Annotated in this window: 20 protein-coding genes; 9 read left to right on the forward strand and 11 right to left on the reverse strand. The window is 31.1% G+C overall.

Going from position 1 to position 18898, the window contains the following annotated elements; genetic code table 11:
- Nucleotides 1-53 precede the first annotated feature (53 nt).
- Nucleotides 54-680, forward strand: coding sequence for a short-chain dehydrogenase (locus tag SLH33_RS05215; protein ID WP_320418012.1), 627 nt, complete (start codon nucleotides 54-56; stop codon nucleotides 678-680).
- A gap of 9 nt (nucleotides 681-689) precedes the next feature.
- Nucleotides 690-932 carry a DUF1456 family protein gene (locus tag SLH33_RS05220; RefSeq protein ID WP_320418013.1) on the forward strand — a complete coding sequence of 81 codons (243 nt, stop codon included), beginning with the start codon at nucleotides 690-692 and terminating at the stop codon, nucleotides 930-932.
- 132 nt (nucleotides 933-1064) lie between these two features.
- Here the strand turns inward: SLH33_RS05220 and SLH33_RS05225 are convergent, their stop codons facing one another.
- Nucleotides 1065-1430: a DUF3127 domain-containing protein gene (locus tag SLH33_RS05225; protein ID WP_320418014.1), complete on the reverse strand. Its 366-nt coding sequence runs from the start codon at nucleotides 1428-1430 to the stop codon at nucleotides 1065-1067.
- Nucleotides 1431-1437: 7 nt separating this feature from the next.
- Nucleotides 1438-2298: a flavin reductase family protein gene (locus SLH33_RS05230; RefSeq protein WP_320418015.1), complete on the reverse strand. Its 861-nt coding sequence runs from the start codon at nucleotides 2296-2298 to the stop codon at nucleotides 1438-1440.
- 82 nt (nucleotides 2299-2380) lie between these two features.
- Between SLH33_RS05230 and SLH33_RS05235 the strand changes: the two genes are divergently transcribed.
- On the forward strand, nucleotides 2381-3532 hold the full coding sequence (locus tag SLH33_RS05235; RefSeq protein ID WP_320418016.1) for a HAMP domain-containing sensor histidine kinase: 1152 nt from the start codon (nucleotides 2381-2383) through the stop codon (nucleotides 3530-3532).
- Between the two features lie 71 nt (nucleotides 3533-3603).
- Here the strand turns inward: SLH33_RS05235 and SLH33_RS05240 are convergent, their stop codons facing one another.
- Nucleotides 3604-3996, reverse strand: a complete 393-nt coding sequence (locus SLH33_RS05240; protein ID WP_320418017.1) for an HIT family protein — start codon at nucleotides 3994-3996, stop codon at nucleotides 3604-3606.
- Between the two features lie 128 nt (nucleotides 3997-4124).
- Nucleotides 4125-4598: a transcription elongation factor GreA gene (greA, locus tag SLH33_RS05245; RefSeq protein ID WP_320418018.1), complete on the reverse strand. Its 474-nt coding sequence runs from the start codon at nucleotides 4596-4598 to the stop codon at nucleotides 4125-4127.
- A 110-nt stretch (nucleotides 4599-4708) separates the two neighbouring features.
- Between greA and SLH33_RS05250 the strand changes: the two genes are divergently transcribed.
- The 5 genes from SLH33_RS05250 to SLH33_RS05270 all read left to right on the forward strand — a co-directional run bounded on the left by SLH33_RS05250 (nucleotide 4709) and on the right by SLH33_RS05270 (nucleotide 10582).
- Entirely contained in the window at nucleotides 4709-5116 is a 408-nt protein-coding gene (locus SLH33_RS05250) for a hypothetical protein (RefSeq protein ID WP_320418019.1), read from the forward strand.
- Nucleotides 5117-5176: 60 nt separating this feature from the next.
- Nucleotides 5177-6334 (forward strand): 5-(carboxyamino)imidazole ribonucleotide synthase, encoded by a 1158-nt coding sequence (locus SLH33_RS05255; protein WP_320418020.1) that lies wholly within the window; start codon nucleotides 5177-5179, stop codon nucleotides 6332-6334.
- A 174-nt stretch (nucleotides 6335-6508) separates the two neighbouring features.
- Entirely contained in the window at nucleotides 6509-6988 is a 480-nt protein-coding gene (purE, locus tag SLH33_RS05260) for a 5-(carboxyamino)imidazole ribonucleotide mutase (protein WP_320418021.1), read from the forward strand.
- 148 nt (nucleotides 6989-7136) lie between these two features.
- A complete protein-coding gene (locus SLH33_RS05265) occupies nucleotides 7137-9155 on the forward strand; it encodes a M3 family metallopeptidase (protein ID WP_320418022.1) in 2019 nt (672 codons plus the stop codon).
- Between the two features lie 209 nt (nucleotides 9156-9364).
- Nucleotides 9365-10582 (forward strand): carboxypeptidase-like regulatory domain-containing protein, encoded by a 1218-nt coding sequence (locus SLH33_RS05270; protein ID WP_320418023.1) that lies wholly within the window; start codon nucleotides 9365-9367, stop codon nucleotides 10580-10582.
- Here the strand turns inward: SLH33_RS05270 and SLH33_RS05275 are convergent.
- Together SLH33_RS05275 and SLH33_RS05280 are read right to left on the reverse strand one after the other, a co-directional pair.
- Nucleotides 10579-11808 (reverse strand): glycosyltransferase, encoded by a 1230-nt coding sequence (locus SLH33_RS05275; RefSeq protein WP_320418024.1) that lies wholly within the window; start codon nucleotides 11806-11808, stop codon nucleotides 10579-10581. The two genes, SLH33_RS05270 and SLH33_RS05275, sit on opposite strands and share 4 nt — an antisense overlap.
- A 4-nt stretch (nucleotides 11809-11812) precedes the next feature.
- On the reverse strand, nucleotides 11813-12259 hold the full coding sequence (locus SLH33_RS05280) for a heme-binding domain-containing protein (protein ID WP_320418025.1): 447 nt from the start codon (nucleotides 12257-12259) through the stop codon (nucleotides 11813-11815).
- Between the two features lie 98 nt (nucleotides 12260-12357).
- On the opposite strand from SLH33_RS05280, the gene lpdA reads away from it, so the two are divergent.
- Nucleotides 12358-13758, forward strand: a complete 1401-nt coding sequence (gene lpdA, locus SLH33_RS05285; protein WP_320418026.1) for a dihydrolipoyl dehydrogenase — start codon at nucleotides 12358-12360, stop codon at nucleotides 13756-13758.
- Between the two features lie 53 nt (nucleotides 13759-13811).
- Here the strand turns inward: lpdA and SLH33_RS05290 are convergent, their stop codons facing one another.
- The 5 genes from SLH33_RS05290 to lptC all read right to left on the reverse strand — a co-directional run bounded on the left by SLH33_RS05290 (nucleotide 13812) and on the right by lptC (nucleotide 18891).
- Nucleotides 13812-14375, reverse strand: coding sequence for a hypothetical protein (locus SLH33_RS05290; RefSeq protein ID WP_320418027.1), 564 nt, complete (start codon nucleotides 14373-14375; stop codon nucleotides 13812-13814).
- 210 nt (nucleotides 14376-14585) lie between these two features.
- A complete protein-coding gene (locus SLH33_RS05295) occupies nucleotides 14586-16721 on the reverse strand; it encodes a peptidylprolyl isomerase (RefSeq protein ID WP_320418028.1) in 2136 nt (711 codons plus the stop codon).
- A 108-nt stretch (nucleotides 16722-16829) separates the two neighbouring features.
- Complete coding sequence (locus tag SLH33_RS05300) at nucleotides 16830-18122, reverse strand: hemolysin family protein (RefSeq protein WP_320418029.1); 1293 nt, start codon at nucleotides 18120-18122, stop codon at nucleotides 16830-16832.
- Nucleotides 18122-18319 (reverse strand): hypothetical protein, encoded by a 198-nt coding sequence (locus SLH33_RS05305; protein ID WP_320418030.1) that lies wholly within the window; start codon nucleotides 18317-18319, stop codon nucleotides 18122-18124. Before SLH33_RS05305 ends, SLH33_RS05300 begins: the two co-directional genes overlap by 1 nt.
- Nucleotides 18319-18891 carry an LPS export ABC transporter periplasmic protein LptC gene (gene lptC, locus SLH33_RS05310; RefSeq protein WP_320418031.1) on the reverse strand — a complete coding sequence of 191 codons (573 nt, stop codon included), beginning with the start codon at nucleotides 18889-18891 and terminating at the stop codon, nucleotides 18319-18321. The genes SLH33_RS05305 and lptC overlap by 1 nt, the downstream gene beginning before the upstream one ends.
- Between the last annotated feature and the right edge of the window lie 7 nt (nucleotides 18892-18898).

Consider the following 18898-nt stretch of genomic DNA (forward strand, 5'->3'; position numbering starts at 1 on the left):
TTATACTTTGTTTTGGTAGTATTTTTGCACCTTAAAATTTGAGGAAGGAAACCATGTCGAAACAAAAAAAAAGAAAGGGAAATAAAAAGCCGCATGCCAAACGTTTACATAACTATTATAAGCGTACAGGTTTTTATATGTTTATTCTGGAAAGTGTAAAAAAGGCTTTTTTACCTGTAGTTTTAGTAATTATAGCACTTATACTGATAAATAAATACGTCTATAATATAAATGACGGCTTGCATAAAATGACAGAAACTTTCTCTCCTATAGGGATTTTTACTTCATTTTTTATTTCTGAAACTATTTTAGGGTTAATTCCTCCTGAAATTTTTATTGCATGGTCTAAGAAAACATCAGAACCACTTATTAACTTGGCAATTTTAGCAACTCTTTCATATTTAGGAGGAATAACTGCTTATTTTATTGGCAGATCTTCCTTAAAAATTGCTGCTGTAAAACAATATTTAGAAGTAAAAATGGCAATGCACTTAAAAAACACCAGCAAATGGGGTGGTTTTTTAATTTTAGTAGGTGCACTTTTGCCTTTACCTTTTGCCATAAGTTGCTTAACAGCAGGTATGATAAAATATCCTTTAAAAGGAGTAATAACTTTTGGTCTATTCCGTTTTTTGCGTTTTGCAATTTACGCATGGGCAATTTTTAGTATGGTAAATTAAATTATAAAAATGGGATTAACAAACAACGATATTTTTAAAAAACTACGAGTAGCACATCAACTACGTGATACTGATATTATTGATATTTGTGCTTTGGTTGATTTTAAAGTATCAAAATCTGAAATCAATGCAATTTTCAGAAAAGAAGATCATCCAAAGTATATGGAATGTGGAGATCAGTTTTTAAGAAACTTTTTAAATGGTTTAATTATCCATTTAAGAGGACCTATGCCTCAAAAAGAAAAGAAATAAATTTCTTTTTTTGGCCTTTTTACTTTGCTTATAAGAATAAGGTAAAAGGTAAATAATCATAATAAAACAAAAAGAGCGCAAATTGCGCTCTTTTTGTTTTATATCTTGAATGTTAAAAAAACTTCAAATTTCTTAAAAAGGTAAATCATCTGGTTCGTCAGCAGATAAATCTGGTGCAGGCTCAAATGATTGTGCTGGAGGAACATTACCTGGAGCTCCCGCAGCTAAACTTTCAATTCTCCATCCTTGAATAGAATTAAAGTATTTTGCTTCTCCTTGTGGGTTTATCCACTCTCTACCGCGTAAGTTAATAGACACCTTTACATCTTGTCCTACTTGAAAACTGTTTAATAAATCACATTTATCTTGAATAAATTCAATCAAAATCATTTGCGGATATTGTTCATCGGTAGTTACCACCATATCACGCTTTCTAAAACCGTTACTTCCAAAGGTTTGTGTTTCGTTAATTAATTTAATTTTCCCAATTACTTCCATTACGTATCTATTTAATTAAAAGCACTTTCCAAGCACTTTCTACATCATTATTTTCTAAAAATTCTTGTGCAAATGTATGTTTTTTTTCTTCTGAAATACCAACAAATTGCGGATGTTCTTTTGCAAAGTTATCAACAGTTTCTTTAATTGGCAACACTTCAACATTCCCTAACACACCTAAGTTATTCCCTGTTAAAATCTTACTATTTCTTATTTCTAAAGGAATTTGATCTACTCCAATACCTAACGTAGTTAATGGCTTAGGGATTTCAAAAAAACCTTCTCTTGCACGTGAATAAAAATTACCTCCTGCTCTGGCTACTAAATCTAACTTGTAATGATCTAAATGCCCTTCTTCATCTAAAACATTTTCATTAATATGTAATTTTACTACTTCGCAAACAATTAAATTACCTGCTCCTCCTTCTTTTCCTGTGTGTATTACATCAATCACTTTACATTCCATTTGCACAGGTGATTCTGCCACTCTAAAAGGTTTTACAACATCCGAAGGTAACATGGTTAATCCTGCTTTTTCAAACTCATTTACTCCTTTAGGGTACATCGTACTACTTAATGACATTTGCTGAACGATATCATAATTTACAGCATTAATTACCACTTCTCTAGTCGCTTCTGCATTATCTAACGTATGTTTTGTGGTATTATCTCTTACGCTTCTTGCAGGTGAAAAAACCAAAATAGGCGGATTTGCTCCAAAAACATTAAAAAAACTAAAAGGAGATAAATTCGGATTTCCATCAACATCTATAGTGCTTGCAAAAGCTATAGGTCTTGGTGCTACTGCTCCTAACAAATAAGCATGTAACTTTGGTATTGAAATATCTTTAGGATTGATTGATAACATTTTATTTTTTGTTTTTATTCTATGTAAATATACTGCGCTTTTAGAAATTAAGTTATAGCAAAGAATAGTTTATATTTGGCTAATGAGTTTTTTAAGCAATACTTTTTGGGTAAAACGTATTACCATACTGGTATCGTTTTTTATTGTTTCTTTAATTTTATGGAACACCTATATTTTCTTTCAAAAATTTAAACAAGATGAAAGAGCTAAAATGGAAATTTTTGCTTCGGCTATTAAAGAATTTGAAAGTAATACCGATTTAAATGCCAGTTTTAATCTAGAAACAAAAGTCTTTGAAAACATTAAAGATATCCCTCTTATTTTAACTGATGATAAAGAAAATATTATTTCATCACATAACCTAGATTCTGTAAAATCTACAGATAAAAAGTATCTTCAAAATCAGCTACAGCTGATGAAACATCAAAATCAGCCTATTGTTATCAATTATTTAAAAAATAAAAAGCAATTTGTGTATTATAGAAACTCAGATCTGTTATACAAACTCACTTATTATCCGCTGGCTCTTCTATTAATTTTAGGATTATTTTTAACGGTTGTGTACTTATTCTTTAATTCCAATAAAATTGCAGAGCAGAATAAACTTTGGACAGGAATGGCTAAAGAAACAGCGCATCAAATTGGCACTCCGTTATCTTCTTTATTGGGTTGGATAGCTATTTTACGTGCCGAAAATATTAGCGAAGATTATGTGGATGAAATAGAAAAAGACGTTAACCGATTGAGTACCATTGCCAATAGGTTTTCAAAAATAGGCTCATTGCCCGAACTCAAACCTCAAAATATAGTAGAAATTACCAAAAAAGCGTATGATTATTTAGAATCTAGAAGTTCAAAACAAATCTCTTTTTCATTTTCAACATCAAAAGAAGTGATAGAAAGCAACTTAAACACAGAACTTTATGGTTGGGTAATAGAAAATTTGATTAAAAATGCCATAGATGCGATGCAAGGAAAAGGCGCTGTGAGTGTCTCCATTTTTGAAAGTGATAAAAAAGTAAAGATACTCGTTACCGATACAGGAAAAGGAATTCCTAAATCGCAGTTTAAACAAATATTCAAACCCGGATTCACTACTAAAAAACGTGGTTGGGGCCTAGGCTTATCTCTCTCAAAAAGAATTATTAAAGATTATCACAAAGGAAAGATTTTCGTTCAAAAATCTGAACTAGGTAAAGGAACTACGTTTGAGATTATACTAAATACAATCTAACAGTTATTCAATATATTGCATAGTCTCATCTATATAAAAATATTTCTGTCTACCTAGTAATGATAATATTTTTATTTAAAATTACTCGCAATTTTTTCTGCCAAAGCCACAAACTCCTCATTCGTTAATTTTACCTTATCAATAAAGCGCATATCTGCCATGGTATTGATAGGAATTAAATGCACATGCACATGCGGTACCTCTAAACCAATTACGCTCATTCCTATTCGCTTACAATCAACTACTTTTTCTAAAGCTTTTGCTACTCTGTAAGAAAAACTCATTAATCCATCATATTCTTCCTTACTTAAATCGAATAATTTGTTTTCTTCTCTTTTCGGAATTACCAACGTATGTCCAGCAGCATTCGGATTAATATCTAAAAACGCATAAAAATCATCATTCTCTGCTACTTTATATGACGGAATTTCGCCATTTATTATTTTGGTAAAAATACTTGCCATGGTTTTGTAATATTTATAATTAGATTCCTGTCTACGCAGGAATGACAATCAGTAGTAAATATAAAAAACAATTCGGGTTTTGACTATGTCAAAACCCGAATAAATTTTACATATTTTTTATTTATATCTTATCTTGAAATCTCTAAAATTTCAAACTTCATAATACCATTTGGCACCTGAATTTCAGCTACATCACCCACCGTTTTACCTAACAATCCTTTACCAATTGGTGAATTCACAGATAATTTTCCGTTACGCACATCACTCTCACTATCAGCAACTAAAGTGTACGTAAACTCCATTCCGTTGGTAGTATTTTTTAACTTAACGATGGAATGAATTAAAATTTTTGAGGTATCTAACTGGCTTTCATCAATAATTCTTGCGTTAGCTACCACATTTTTTAATTTGGCAATTTTTGTTTCTAACAACGATTGCTCTTCTTTTGCTGCATGGTATTCTGCATTCTCACTCAAATCTCCTTTATCTCGTGCATCAGCAATTTCTTGTGACACTCTAGGACGCTCTACTTGTTCTAAGTGAGCCAATTCATCCTTTAGTTTTTTTAATCCTTCTTCGGTATAATATGATATATTACTCATAATCTCTAAAATTTAAAAAATCTCATACCCTTTCGGAATGAGATCTGTAACAAATGTACAAAATATTTGTAAATTCGTTACGTTGTGTTAAAACAGAAGATCTAATTTAAATGAAAAAAGTTTTTTTAATTATTTGTTGTTTAACAATATTCAGTTGCGGTAGTGAACGTGTTATTAACGATTGCTTTCCGGGTATTTCTGTAAATGAAACCATAAATTTGAGCAATCCGGAGTTTATTGATTTACAAGTACCTAACGGGTATACAAAAACTAATATTAGCGGTAGAAATATATTAATTATTCGTGGCAATTCATCTTTTAAAGCATTTGATTTACAATGTCCTGAAAAAGACTGTACAACTGCTATGGACTTTGATGGTTTAATTATTGAATGCGTATGTAGCGGTCAACAATATAATTATTTACAAGGAGGTAAACCTCAAGAAGGCGACGGTTGTTTTGCTCTTGAGTACAACGTTACACAAACCAGTCCAAGCTCTCTTCAAATTACTCGATAAAATCATTTCAACAACCCAATAAGATTGTTATTTTTGTGCTAACAACACAAACTACACAACGTGAAAAATTATTTTTCTTCAAATTTTAAATTGGGCGTTCTCGGTGGCGGACAATTAGGAAGAATGCTACTTACCGAAACTCAAAAATTTGATATTTACACGGTTATTTTAGACGCTTCAAAAGACGCACCTTGCGCACAAATTTGTAACGAATTTCATCAAGGTGATTTGTTAGATTTTGATACCGTTTATAACTTCGGAAAAAAAGTAGATCTTCTTACCATTGAAATTGAAAATGTAAATATTGAAGCGCTTGAAAAATTAGAAAGCGAAGGATTAGCTATCTATCCTAAACCAAAAAACATTAAAACTATACAGAATAAAGCTTCTCAAAAGCTTTTTTATGTAGATAATAACATCCCTACTGCCGATTTTTCTCGATTTACATCGTTAGAAGAATTAAAACATTCCTTTAATAATGAAGCCATAGAGCTTCCCTTTGTTTGGAAATCAGCTAGATTTGGATATGACGGAACTGGAGTTAAAATTGTTAGAACTTTAGACGATCTGAGTAACTTACCTAAAGGTGAATGTATTACCGAAAAACTCATTCCGTTTAAAAATGAGTTAGCGGTAATTGTTGCTAGAAATAAAAACGGACAAACCAAAATCTACCCAGTGGTTGAAATGGAGTTTCACCCAGAAGCAAATCAGGTAGAATATGTAATTTGTCCTGCTAGAATTGATCAAAAAGTCGCTGAAAAAGCACAAGAGATTGCATTAAAAGTTGCAGATGCTTTTAATTTTGTAGGCTTATTAGCAGTGGAAATGTTTCAAACCAAAGAAGATAAAATCTTGGTAAATGAAGTAGCTCCAAGAACTCATAACTCTGGTCATTATAGTATTGAGGCGAGTTATACCAATCAATTTGAACAACATTTGCGCAGTATTTTGAATCTTCCGTTAGGAAAAACTGAAAGTAAAGTTGCCGGAATTATGGTAAATTTGGTGGGAGAAGAAGGTTATACAGGAGATGTTGTGTATGAAAACATTGAAAGTATTTTAGAAATTGACGGCGTTACACCACATATCTATGGAAAAAAACTTACCAAACCTTTCCGTAAAATGGGACATGTAACCATTGTTCATGAAGATGTAAATACCGCTAGAGAAATAGCACAAAAAGTTAAAGAAACAGTACGAGTAATAGCAAAATAAAGAAATCTGTCATTCCGCACTTGATGCGGAATCTTATCATAAATATAGATTCCTGCCTTCGCAGGAATGACATAAACCAACAACTCGTCATTACGAGCAATAGCGGAGTAATCTCTCAATAAAATACAGATTGCTTCGTTGTAAATCCCTCGTAATGATAAATCAAAATAAACTATGGTAGGAATTATAATGGGAAGTGATTCAGATCTTCCAATCATGCAAGAAGCAATTGATGTTTTAGAAAGTTTTGATATCAAAATTGAAGTAGATATTGTTTCTGCTCACCGAACTCCAGAAAAATTATTTGACTATGCAACCAATGCACATAATAGAGGCGTTCAAGTAATTATTGCAGGTGCCGGAGGCGCTGCTCATTTACCGGGAATGGTAGCAAGTATGAGTCCGTTACCAGTAATTGGTGTACCTGTAAAAAGTAGAAATTCTATTGATGGTTGGGATTCTGTTTTGTCTATTTTGCAAATGCCAGGAGGCGTTCCGGTAGCAACAGTAGCTTTAGACGGAGCAAAAAATGCAGGAATTTTAGCCGCACAAATTATCGGCGCTTCTGATAAATGTGTACTTGATAAAATTGTGGCCTATAAAGAAGGTTTAAAACTGAAAGTAGAAAAAGCTTCAGAAAGAGTAAAAAAATAAATCATTGTCAGTTCGAGTGATTTTTATTTACAGAAATAAAAATCGTATCGAGAATTTATCCAATGAAACATCTCGATACAAATTTGTTCATACTTCACAAATTCACTCGATGTGACAAATAAGAATTTTCAAACTAAAAAATTGAAAAATGAATCCATTATTACAAGATTTTAACACTCCTCCTTTTTCAAAAATTAAAGAGGAACATTATAAACCGGCAATCAAAGAAGCTATTGCATTAGCAAAAGCAGATATTGATGCTATCACTTCAAGTACTGAAGAAGCTACTTTTGAAAACACCATTGCTGCATTAGATGCTTCAGGTGAAAAATTAGATAGAATCACCAGTATTTTCTTCAATTTAAATTCTGCTGAAACCAATAAAGAAATTCAAACAATTGCTAAAGAAATTTCTCCTTGGTTAAGTGAATTTAAAAATGATATGATGCTAAATGAAGCTTTGTTTGCTAGAGTAAAATCGGTTTACCAACAAAGAGAAAACTTAGATTTGACTCCGGAGCAAACCATGTTGTTAGAAAAAAACTACAAAAGCTTTTCAAGAAACGGAGCTAATTTACCTGATGATAAAAAAGCTGAATTACGTAAAATTGATACAGAATTAGCAAAATTATCATTACAGTTTGGTGAGCACGTATTAGCAGAAACTAACAACTTTAAAATGCATTTAACTGATGAAAAAGATGTTGATGGTTTACCAGAAAATGAAAAAGAAGCTGCTAAAGAAATAGCAAAACAAAAAGGCAAAGAAGGATGGGTTATCACATTAGATTATCCGAGTTATATTCCTTTTATGACCTATGCAACCAATAGAGAGTTGCGTAAAAAATTGGCGTTAGCTTTTGGTAAAAAAGGGTTTCAACAAAATGAATTTAACAACGAACAAATTGTTTTAGATATTGTTAATCTTCGTTACAAAAGAGCACAATTATTAGGATATAAGTCGCATGCTGATTTTGTATTAGAAGAGCGTATGGCAGAAACTCCTAAAAAGGTATTATCCTTCTTAGAAGATTTATTAGCCAAGGCAAAACCAGCTGCTGAACGCGAGTTTAAAAATTTAGAAAACTACGCTAAAAAGCTTGATAATATTGATCAGTTACAAAAATGGGACGGAGCGTATTATGCTGAAAAATTAAAAAAAGAACTTTTCAATTTAGATCAGGAAGCATTAAAACCATATTTTAAGCTAGAAAATGTAATTGATGGAGTTTTTGATATTGCTGGTAAATTATATGATTTACATTTTGAAGAAATTTTTGACATTGATAAATATCATGAAGATGTTAAAACATATAAAGTAGTTGATTCGAAAGGAAACTTCATTTCTCATTTTTACGCTGATTTTCATCCAAGACCTGGAAAACGAAACGGAGCGTGGATGACTTCTTATAAGTCGCAACACATTACAAATGGTGTAAATGAGCGTCCACAAGTTTCAATTGTATGCAACTTTACCAAACCAACAGCAACCAAACCTTCTTTATTAACATTTAACGAAGTTACTACCCTATTCCATGAATTTGGTCATGCACTTCACGGTATGTTAGCAAACACAACCTATAAAAGTTTATCAGGAACGTCTGTATATTGGGATTTTGTGGAATTACCAAGTCAAGTTTTAGAGAATTGGTGTTATGAAAAAGAAGCATTAGAGTTATTTGCGAAACATTTTGAAACAGGCGAAACCATTCCTTTAGAATTCATAGAAAAAATCAAAGAATCAGCCAATTTCCATGAAGGAATGCAAACGTTACGTCAGTTAAGTTTTGGCTTACTCGACATGTCATGGCACGGTGGGAATCCCACAGATATTAAAAATGTAAAAACGTTTGAAAATAAAGCTTTTAGAGACACCCAATTATATCCTGATGTAGTAGAAAATTGTATGAGTACAGCTTTTTCTCATATCTTCCAAGGCGGATATTCATCGGGTTATTATTCTTATAAATGGGCAGAAGTTTTAGACGCTGATGCTTTTGAATATTTCCAAGAAAAAGGAATTTTTGACAAAGAAGTAGCTGCTAAATTCAAAGAAAATGTACTTTCTAAAGGTGGTACTGAAGAGCCAATGGAATTGTACAAACGCTTTAGAGGCAGAGAACCAAAACCAGAAGCTTTGCTAAAAAGAGCTGGACTTATGAACTAATTATAAATTACGAATTATGAGTTTACAATTTCAAATTCATAATTCGTAATTATTTATTCTTTTCTTCAATCCACTTACTCATATATTTTGTGGCTTGTAATGTTTTATTTTTCAATAAATTATTTCAAATATTAGCTTTAACACTAATTAACTCTTAAAATTCTTTCAATATAATTTTTGTGACTATTTTTAACAGAAATAAATTGAAAATGAAAATCTACTTATTAATTCCCCTATTGCTATTTTCTTTTGGAGAGCTAATTGCTCAAACTATCGTAAAAGGAAAAATTATTTCTAACAAAAATGAAGTATTAGAAGGTGCATCGGTCTTTTTAAATAATACTACCATTGGAACTATTTCAAATGAAAAAGGAGAATTTGAACTAAAAATTAAGAATGGAAACTATGATTTAGTTATTTCGTATTTGGGATTCAAAACCCAGCGAATTCCAATAAATACAGATAATAAAATTGAATTTATAACTATAAAATTACTTCCAGAAACCAATATTTTAAATGAAGTTGTAATAGAAAAGACAACATATGATGACAACTGGAAACATAACTTAGCCCGATTTAAACAAGCTTTTTTGGGAAGAACCAAGCTAGCATCAGAATGTATAATTTTAAACGAAAAAGACATTCATTTTAATTATAATACCAAAACAAACACTCTCTCTGCATCAACTAAAAGACCTTTAAAAATAAAGCATACAGGATTGGGATATTTGATCACGTATGATTTAATAGATTTTACATTACAACAAAATCAGCTTTTTTTTAGTGGTTATGCACGTTATGAAAATCTACGAAAGTCAATCAGAAAAAAATGGAAAAATAATAGATTAGAAGCATATAATGGTTCTCAAATGCATTTTTTACGTAGTTTACTTAATCAAAATTTAAAACAAGAAGGATTTGTTGTAAACAAATTTAAACGTGTTATGAATCCTAATAGACCTTCGGATGAAAAAATAAAATTAGCACGTGAATTAATCCAACTACATAGTGGTCAAATAGATCTTTCTAAAAATATACCGCTTCCTAAAACTCCTATAGATAGTGCTATAGTAACTTTTCAAAAAAGCAAACTACCAAAATATCAAGACTTTTTATACAAAAGTAATGTTCCTTATGAGGATATGTTTTCTTCAGTAGAAAATTCTCATTATTTAAATTTTAAAGATTATTTAATGGTTGTGTACACAAAAGAGCCTGAAGAAGCTAATTATTTAACGGGAATGTTTGGCAAGCAGAAAAAAGCAACTGGTGTACAAACATCAAATATTGTTTTGCTAGAAGGAAAATCTGAAATTGATCCTTCTGGAATTTTAGCGAACCCTAATGCAGTATTCAACGAAGGATATTGGGGATTTGAATCCTTTGCTAATATGCTTCCGTTGGATTATCAACCTCCTAAAAACTAATCTTTATTCTTTTCTTCAATCCACTTACTCATATATTTTGTGGATTGTAGCGTTTGATGTTGTAACAAATTGCCGAGGAAGTTTTGCTTTCTGTGCTCAGTTAGGTTTTGTTGTGTTGATTCAATTCTTTCAATAAAAGCTTTACCTAATTCTATTTTATCGTATAGTTGGTTGATGATCTCAATTCCGTTTTTTTGAGATTGTTCCCAAATAGTTTTATCGGAATGCAACTCAACTGCTTTGTCAACAAAATTATTCCAATCATTTTCCACAAAACCATTCCAAGGTAAATCTGCACGCATTCCTTCTGCACCTATTGAAGTAGTTACACTTGGTGTTCCACAAACCATAGCTTCAGTAAGTTTACCTTTAATTCCTGCTCCAAATCGGATGGGAGCTAAAACTACACGTGCTTTTTTCACAACTTCAAGAGCATCTTCAGCAAAACCTTTAATAATAAATCCTTCTTCTGGTTTGTGTAATTGATGTATTTGTTGCGAAGCATATGCTCCGTAAATATGAACTTCAACTTTTGGGAGTTGTTTCCGAATAGATTTCCAGAGTTTTTTTAACTGTAAAACTGCATCTACATTGGGTTGGTGAAAAAAGTTTCCTACAAACACAAAATGCTCACGTTGCTCAAACGATAACCAACTTTCAATTTTTTCTTTATCAATTTTATCTAATAAGAAAGGGAGATGTAACAATAGATCTTCTTCAATCTTAAATAGATTTTTCAATACATCCATTTCAAAAGAAGAAATGATCAAACTCAAATCGCATCGTAAAATGGAGGCTATTTCTCTTTTTGCCAGATCAGAGGTCAACAAATCATCAGTAGAAAACTGCTCATGTTTTTTAAGTTTTTCATGACGCGTTTTTCTTAACGAATGTAAATCTTCAGTATCTAAAATTCGGAGTGCATTTGGGCAATTTTCAGCAACGCGCCAACCGAATTGCTCTTCCATCATAAATCGGTCAAACAATACCAAATCAGGATTCAGATTCTTGATAAAATCATCAAAAGAAGATGCATTCAATTCAATAGCAACTTCATTAATATTCAACGATGTTAAATCTACAGAGTTTTCAGTTTTTTGTGCAGGTGATGCAAAAGTAATGCTATAATTTTCTTTTAAAAACAACTCAATAAGTTGAAACATTCTATTGCCTGCTCCAGTTGTTTTTTCAAGCCAAACATAACCAATTATTAAAACCGCTTTCAATATGTTATTTTGATTTTGCTTCTTTAGCCCAATCAATAATCATTTGAGATTGCGCATCTGTTAATTTCCCTTCATTATGCAACCAAACATAGGTTTTTAAAGGCATTTCTTTTTTCTCCATCACCTCAATAATTTCTTCTAAAGCATGATCTTTTTGATCTTTGTTATAAGAACTCCACTCTGAAAAATTCAAATGCTCCTTTCCTTCTTCAATATGATGAGCTATTCTAAAATTTAAAGGTGTTATTTGAAAATACCATGGGTATTGTGTGTTGTTAGAATGACAATCAAAACAAGCATTAAACAACATGGTTTTTACTGTATTGGAAGGCTGAGTTTCTGCTAAAAAAGATTTTAACTGATAATCTCCTTGGTTTTTTTCTGGCTGAATAAATTGTACAGCTAATAATAAAACTACAGCCGTTAATGCTGCTTTTTCAAATTTGCTCATAATTTTCTTTGTTAGTTTATCAAAAGTAGTAAATAATCTTGATTGTTTTTTTAAGGTAAATAATTGTATTTTTGTATAGTATAATTCAAATCAAAAACATGAAATACGATATTATCGTTATAGGTTCTGGTCCTGGTGGTTATATTGCTGCGATTAGAGCTTCTCAATTAGGTAAAAAAGTTGCAATTATTGAAAAATATTCAACATTAGGAGGTACTTGTTTAAACGTTGGGTGTATTCCTTCAAAAGCTTTATTAGATAGCTCTCATCATTACTACGATGCTGTACACCATTTTGAAGAACACGGAATTTCGGTTGAAAACCCAAGTTTTGACTTTAGAAAAATGGTTGATCGCAAAGCGAAAGTTGTTGAGCAAACTACTGGAGGAATCAAGTTTTTAATGGATAAAAATGATATTGATGTTTTTGAAGGTTTAGGTTCTTTTGAAGATGCAACACATGTAAAAATTACTAAAAACGATGGTTCATCAGAAGTAATTGAAGGAACAAATATTATTATTGCTACCGGTTCAAAACCATCAACATTGCCTTTTATTTCTATTGATAAAGAGCGTGTAATTACATCTACTGAAGCGTTAAAATTAAAAGAAGTACCAAAACATTTATTAGTAATTGGTGGTGGTGTTATCGGATTAGAATTAGGTTCGGTTTACAAGCGTTTAGGTGCTGAAGTGACAGTTATTGAATATGCCCCAAGCATTACACCAACAATGGATGCTGATGTTTCTAAAGAACTTCAAAAAGTATTAAAGAAACAAGGGATGAAGTTTAACGTTAGTCACGGAGTAACTTCTGTAGAAAGAAAAGGGGATGAAGTTGTTGTAATAGCTAAAAATAAAAAAGGTGAAGAAGTAACCTTTACTGGGGACTACTGTTTAGTATCGGTAGGTCGTCGTCCATATACAGATGGGTTAGCTCTTGATAAAGCAGGAGTTAAAGTAACTGAAAGAGGAATGGTTGATGTTAACGATCATTTACAAACAAATGTTTCTAATATTTACGCAATTGGAGATGTGGTTCGTGGTGCTATGTTAGCGCACAAAGCAGAAGAAGAAGGTGTGGTGGTTGCTGAATATTTAGCAGGTGAAAAGCCACATATTGACTATAATTTAATTCCTGGAATTGTTTACACATGGCCAGAAGTAGCAGCTGTGGGTAAAACAGAACAAGAATTAAAAGATGCCAATACAAATTATAAAGTTGGAAAGTTCCCGATGCGTGCTTTAGGACGCTCTAGAGCTAGTGGCGATATTGACGGTTTTGTAAAAGTATTAGCTGATAAAAATACAGATGAAATATTAGGTGTTCATATGGTTGGTGCTCGTGTTGCTGATTTAATTATGGAAATGGCTGTTGCTATGGAGTATAGAGCATCTGCAGAAGATATTGCTCGCATTTGTCATGGTCACCCAACCTATTCAGAAGCAGTTAAAGAAGCTGCTAAAGCTGCATGGGACGGAAAACCTTTAAATAGCTAAAAAACCTCCTTAAAACAAACTAAAAAGCGACTTAAATGAGTCGCTTTTCTTTTTTAATTATATCTTAATTTACACATTGCTATTTTTATCAACTCTTGCATTGGTTTTTTGCAGTAGTTATCTACATATACATTTTGTATATTTTCTAAAAACTTCCTGCTTTTTAACGATGGTTCTTCATTTTGAGCTTCAAGAAATAAAACCTCTTGCCATAATACCAATAATTGATTTACAAGCTTTGTATTATTAACACAAAGATGAGTTAACTGATTATATGTACTTTTGGAGTAGCTGGTAAAAATCATGGGCATTGTTACCAGTTTTTTAAATATATAGGTAGCTCGGTTTACCAAGTCTTCATTAGAATTTATGGAAACTATTTTAAAATCTTCTTTACATTTATTAGTTTTTGAAAAAAACATTAAAAAAGAATTAACAATAATACTTGAACAATCTAAAGAGCATGAATAATAAATTTCTACTCCTAAATTAGTATTTAGTATGAGTACATCATTATGTGTACTTGATTGTAAGAATGATTGCAGTTTTTCTACTTCTTTATGCGAAAGAAGTAGTTCTTTTTTATATTGTTTTCCATGTATAAAAACTGCTTTCATCAAAATTTAAATGAATATATCATAAAATAGACAGCAACAAAATAGCATATCTACAAAAAAATAGTGTTGATTTTACAAAATTATAATTTTTAACCATATATAATTAAAAATGGTATTGATAAAATTTATACTAAAATTAATCTTCACTATTCTTGAAACAAAAAAAAACCGAACATTCGTTCGGTTTTTTAAAAATTTATGTAGAAACTCTTATTGAATTCCGTAGAAAGAACTCATATTATCTTCAATATTAGAAGCTTTTTTTATTGCTTCATACATTTTAAACGATTGATTTTTTCTTTGGTTAGCAATACGCTTTCTATAAGAATCATAGTTTGGTAATTCTGTTGGTAATTCTTTTCCAGTAACCATGAATGCAAATACACCTCTGTCTCCAACCACTTTATTGAAAACTTCATTTTCTTTAGCATTTAACATCGCTCCAACTACTTTTGGTTCAAAACCTACACCAGTAATAGTTGGTGATTGTAAATTAACTCCTTCTGCAGTTCTAACAGTTTGATTGGTTGCTTTTGCTATTTCATCTAAAGTAGAACCATTTAATTTATTTTTAATGATTTCAGCTTTCTTTTCATTAACTAAAATAGGACGCACTGTTGCTACAGCTTTATCAACCGGCATTAAACCTTTTTCAGTTTTACCAGTTAATGTTGCCACTACGTAACCTCCATTTACATCAAAACGCTTATAATCTCCAACTTCTGCATCTTTGTCAAAAGCCCAAGTAATAATTTGTCTTTCATTACCTAATCCTGGAACATTTTCATCTAATGCTTTTAAACCTACCGCTGGTAAAGAAGACACATTTTTTTCTTTAACTAATTCGTCAAAATTAGTTCCTTTAGAAACTTCTAAAGCAAAGGTTTCAGCATCTTGGAAAATAGCATTCTCTGTAGCTTCTGAAGCTTCAATTTTACGACCAAAGGTTGCTAATTTAACTGCATTTTGGAAATTCTTTTGGTCTTCTATATTAATGATATGGAAACCAAAAACACTTTTTACTACTCCCATATCTCCTTTATTATTTTCAAAAGAGAAATCTCTGAATTCAGGAACCATTCTATTGTAAGTAAACCATCCTAAATCTCCTCCTTTTTCTGCAGAACCTTTATCAGAAGACAGCTCTTTTGCTAAATCAGCAAATTTAGAAGGTGAGTTTTTAACTACAGCTAATAAGCTATCTGCAGTTTTCTTAGCTTGTTCTTCAGTTTGAGTTATCTCAGCGTCTGCAGAACGAGATCCTATAAATGGAATTAAAATATGGCTTGCTTTTACAGAGTCTGGCACCCTAGCTATTTCTGTAATTTTAGAAATTTTGAAGAAACCGTTGTCTTTGTATGGCCCAAAAACATCCCCTTCTTCTCCATTAAAAATATCTTCAGCAATTGTTTGAGGAACTTGAACTTTAAACTGTAAATTTTCATTTAAAGAAACATCTGATTTATTTTCATCTAAGAAAGTTTTATAATCTGTAGTAGATTTTAAACCTTTTACTGTAATATTTCCTTTGGCAACTGCATTGTATTCTTCTCTATCATTTAACAACTTAGCTACTTCAGTTTTAATAGCTTCTTCATCTGCTTCTGTTGGAACAATATCAAACTTTACATATTTAATATCTCTTGATGCTTCAACTTCAAATTCATCTGAATGATTATTAATATACCCTTCAACTTCACTTTTCCCAACAGTAACTAAACTATCTGACACAGATGAAAAAGGCACATAAACAAATTTGCTGTTTACTTTGGTGTTTTCTGTTAAATATTGTGCTTCTCCTTCTTTTAAAGAAGCTCCTAAGCCAGCCGCAACTAAATTGTCATAAGCTGTTTTTTGTAAGTTATTTTTTAACGAAGCCATGTAGTTTTGCCACGCACTCCATTCAGCAGTTCTATCAGCTTTAATGGTTGCCAAATGTTCTTTTAACTTGTCTTTATCAAAAATACCTGAAGTTTGAAATCTTGGATCTCCTTGTACAGATGGTGCTTCGTATAAAGCATTCATAATATCTGCTTCACCAACAGTAATACCTGCTTCAGTTAATTGATTTTCGTATATTTTTTGTCTTAATAAGTTATTCCAAACAGCTTTTGCAGCTTGCATTTCAGATACTCTGTTACCTGTTTGAGCTTTATAATTTTCTAAAGCTTCTGCAAACTCTTGACGCGTAATAGCTTCTCCGTTTACTTCACCTACTTCATTTACTTTACTTGCATTGAAAAAATCTGATAAAGATGATGGATCTAATACAAATGCAAACAATGCTAAACCTATTACAAGAATTAAGAACAATGAACGTTCTCTAATTTTCGATAAAATTGCCATATATGATTTATTTTATTAACAGTGTGCGAAAATACAATTTCACATTTAATAATGCAATGTTTTTTTACCTGTTTTACAGCTTGTTTTAGAAGTATTTATAAGAAAAGTTTAATCTTCTTTATCTAAAACTTTGAAGTAAATAGAATCTATTTTAGTGGAACTAGATTGAGTAATTTTTATATGAAATTTTTCAATTTCAACAATTTCATCTTGCTCAGGAATACTTTCTGTATGGTTGATAATAAATCCTCCTAAAGTTTCGTAAGCATCTTCTTTAGGTATATTCAATCCGTATTCTTCATTTAAATAATCAACTTCTAAACGTGCGGAAAAGTTAAACTCTCTGTCATTAATCTTTTCTTCTAACAATTCTTGACTATCGTGTTCATCTTCAATTTCTCCAAACAATTCTTCTACAATATCTTCAACCGTAATAATTCCTGATGTACCGCCATACTCATCTACAACTACTGCTATGCTTTTTCTTTTTTTCATTAGTACATTCAATACATCATTGATCATCATAGATTCTGGAACTATTTCTACTGGCAGTAAAATAGACTTAATAGATTTTGGTCTTTTAAAAAGTTCAAAGGCATTTACATACCCTAAAATATCATCTAACGAACTTTTGTACACCAATATTTTTGAAAAACCACTTTCTATAAATAAATTTTTAAGATTGGTAACCGTTTCATGAACCTCAACTGCTAAAATTTCGGTTCTTGGCACCATAATTTCACGTGCTTTTACCTTGTTAAACTCAAGTGCATTCTGAAAAATCTGAATTTCTGAATCCATTTCATCATCATCATTTCCTGTTTCTAGTTGTTCAGAAATATAATTTCCTAATTCTTCTTTACTAAATTCTACTTGCACCTCATCTTCTTTAGCTTTGAATAAAACACGTAAAAAAAAGTCTGAAATTTTAGTGATAAAACCTGTAATAAAGTAGAATAAAACAAAGAATATGTATGCCGGTAGTGCAAATATTTTTAAAGCCTCGTTAGCATAAATTCTAAAAATAGCCTTCGGTAAGAATTCTGCTGTTACTAAAATTAATATGGTAGAAATTAAGGTTTGTGTTAGTAACTGTAAATCTTGCAAAAGGTAGTTAATAAAACTATATGAAGTAGGTAAAAAGGAATGAAACCAATTCATTAATAACTTACCCATAAAGTAACTATAAATTACCAAGGCAATGTTATTACCTACCAACATTGTAGTAATAAATTTTGATGATTTTTCGGTAATTTTTGAGAGGATTTTAGGCAAAAAACCTTCTCTTTTCTTCTCAAGTTCTATGTGCAATTTATTGGCAGAAACAAATGCAATTTCCATACCCGAGAAAAAGGCAGAAAATAAAATGGAAACGAAAATAATGAGCAATTCGTAGTTCATTAACGTTGTTGATTTCGCTTTTCTATTTTTCTTCTAAAATTTCTTTTAAAGAAGAAAATTAATGTGATAAATATAGCAAAACCAAACATAAATAATGCTTGTTGTTTGTTTTTATTCCACTGTAAAATTCCTTCAACCAAAAATATGACTCCAACTACTAAATAGCCATATTGTAAGATCTTCCAAAGTTTGTTCATTATAATTCATTTTGGTTAGCTTGAATATTCCCTGTAATATCTTTAGCTATCCATTTAGTTAAATCTTGATTAGATTCAAAGCCAAAACCATTTATTGTATCTCTAAGGGTTGTTAATCTAAAACCATCTTCAGTAAAAAAATAAGCTTCTTTTTCATCCCAAAATAACTGATTTGTTTCTAATTTAACATTATCTGTATGATTTGTAATCACCACATTATCAGAAATTTCTGAAATAGAAGTTTTACTATAGGAAAGAGCATAATTACCTGTAATGGTAGTAGAATCTTTTCCATCTGTGCTAATGGTAACAATTTTTATCCCTTTAGGAAACTCATTATATGGGTGTTCTTTCCGGTTGGAGAAATCATATAAGAGTGGTGTTATCATTTTAGAGGTAATTTTTCCAGAATCTTTATACACATGGTATGCATTTTTAGCAATGCCGATGGGTTTGTTTTTATCTGCTAAAAAATCACGTACCTGTTTAGCATCATTAGTACAAGAAAAAAACATTGCTACCAAGTTAATGGCAGCAATGTTTTTTTTTATATTTCTTGTAAATATTTTCATCAATATT

The organism is Tenacibaculum sp. IB213877, from assembly GCF_034043975.1.
Lineage (GTDB): Bacteria > Bacteroidota > Bacteroidia > Flavobacteriales > Flavobacteriaceae > Polaribacter.